General features: G+C 63.0%; 4 protein-coding genes. All 4 read left to right on the top strand.

Annotation, left to right across the window (positions count from 1 at the left end):
- Nucleotides 1–731 (top strand): type II secretion system F family protein (locus R3280_RS16810; protein ID WP_318999758.1); only part of this gene is annotated, 731 nt, incomplete at its 5' end.
- A 1-nt stretch (nucleotide 732) separates the two neighbouring features.
- Nucleotides 733–1,305 (top strand): hypothetical protein, encoded by a 573-nt coding sequence (locus tag R3280_RS16805; protein ID WP_318999757.1) that lies wholly within the window; start codon nucleotides 733–735, stop codon nucleotides 1,303–1,305.
- Between the two features lie 70 nt (nucleotides 1,306–1,375).
- Complete coding sequence (locus R3280_RS16800) at nucleotides 1,376–1,885, top strand: prepilin-type N-terminal cleavage/methylation domain-containing protein (RefSeq protein WP_318999756.1); 510 nt, start codon at nucleotides 1,376–1,378, stop codon at nucleotides 1,883–1,885.
- Between the two features lie 45 nt (nucleotides 1,886–1,930).
- Nucleotides 1,931–2,044: type II secretion system protein (locus tag R3280_RS16795; protein WP_318999759.1), on the top strand; the 114-nt coding region annotated here is incomplete at its 3' end.

Genomic DNA, 2,044 nt, shown 5'->3' with positions numbered 1-2,044 from the left:
GGGTCAAGCAGGCCCTGCGCTACCCCACCTTTGTGGTGGTGGCCCTGCTGGCGGCCCTGTTGGTGGTCAATTTCCTGGTTATTCCCAAGTTCGCCTCGGTGTTCGCCAAGCTGGGGGCAGACCTGCCGTTCCTGACCCAGGTCCTGGTAGGCACGTCGAACTTCCTGCTCAACTACTGGTATGTACTGCTGTTCGCCATTGCCGCCATCGCGGTGCTGGTGCGGCAATGGAAGCAGACCGAGCAGGGCCGGCTGACCTGGGACCGCTACAAGCTCAAGCTGCCCATCATCGGGCCGCTGCTGGAGCTGATCACCCTGAGCCGGTTTGCCCGCAACTTCGCCAGCATGCTGGCGGCCGGCATGCCGGTCACCCACGCCCTGACGGTGGTGGCGGATGCCACTGACAACGCCTGGATCGCCCGCCATATCCGTGACATGCGGCTGGGCATCGAGCGGGGCGACAGCCTGCTGCGCACCGCCCGGGCCAGCGGCATGTTCACGCCGCTGATCCTGCAGATGATCGCGGTGGGGGAGGAGACCGGCTCGGTGGACGAGATGCTGGTGAACGTGGCGGATTTCTACGACGAGGATGTGGACTACGGCCTCAAGCGCCTGGCCGAATCCATCGAACCCATACTGATCGTCGCCATGGGGGTACTGGTGCTGATCCTGGCGCTGGGCGTGTTCCTGCCCATCTGGGACCTGGGCGCAGCGGCCATGGGCCGGGGCTGACATGCCGGTGGCATCGCTGCCCACCGGCGGCCACCGCCGGCCGCTGCTGGCCCGGCAGCTGAGGTTCTGGGTGTCGGTGAGCCTGGTGCTGCTTCTGTGGTGGTTCGTGCTGGGAGCACTGGAGCGGGAGGCGGAACGGGCGGCGGAGATGTCGGCACGGATGATCCTGACCCAGCTGCGCTCGGCGCTTGTGGTGCGCGGGGCCGAGGTGATGCTGGCGAGGGGCGAAAGCCTCGAGAGCCACGAAGGGATCAATCCCTTCGAGCTTGTTGAACACCAGTGGCCCACCTATCGTGGGCAGTGTGAAGGCCAGTGGCCGGAGCCGGGAAACTGGTGTTTCAGGGTTGTGACACAAAAAGAAACGGCACAACCATCGCGAGGTTGGTTAATTTATAACCCGGGCCAGCCGATAACCCTGGATGGGAGGCAGGCGTCCCCGGGTGAGCCAATGGCATGGAAGGTAGTAACAGCGTTCGCGGACAGCAACCAGAACGGTGTGCGCGAACCGACGGAGGGAATGACCGGGCTGGAGTTGCAGCCGGTCGCCGTCAATACCACGACAACGGCGCCGTGACCTGGCGCCGGATGAACACATTGACAGACCTGGGAAACGCCAGCGAATGAAACAGCAGAATGGAAACAAGATGAGCAAAGGCTTCACCCTGATCGAGCTGGTGGTGGTGATCGCCATCCTGGCCATTCTGGCAGCGTTTGCGCTGCCCCGGTTCGCTCAGCTCTCGGACCAGGCCCATGACGCAAGTATTCAGGGCACGGCGGGTGCTTTGGCCGCCGGGGTCGCCCTGGCGAAGACCCAGTGGGTCGCAAACGGACAGACCGCTGCGACAGACAATGTTGAAGATTTCGGCAATGGCCAGGTGGATGTCAGCGCCGAAGGCTGGCCCACGTCCACCACGGCCGATAACAACAGCGCCAACATGACCGCCGGCCGCTGTGTCCAGGTGTGGCAGGGTGTGCTGCAGGCCAATGCGCCGAGCGTCACCGGTGCCACGCCGGACTATGACGTCACCGTACAGGCCGATGCCGATGGCAATGAGCCCGGCCAGGACTGCGTATTCACCTACCAGCTGGACGGCGAAGGCAGCACCATCGGCTACGATGCCGACACCGGCGAAGTAACCACAGTCATCAACTAATCGAACACAACAACACTCAGACAACAGCAAAGACGGAGTAGAACCATGAATATGATGAACGCAATGGCAGCACGGAAAGAGAAAGGCTTTACCCTGATCGAACTGGTCATGGTCATCGTGATCCTGGGCATCCTGGCGGCGTTTGCGCTGCCGCGGTTT

Source organism: Marinobacter sp. (assembly GCF_033722195.1).
Classification (GTDB): Bacteria; Pseudomonadota; Gammaproteobacteria; order Pseudomonadales; family Oleiphilaceae; genus Marinobacter.
Note: the sequence above shows the minus strand (reverse complement) of the source record. Positions and strands in the feature narration are given on the sequence as shown.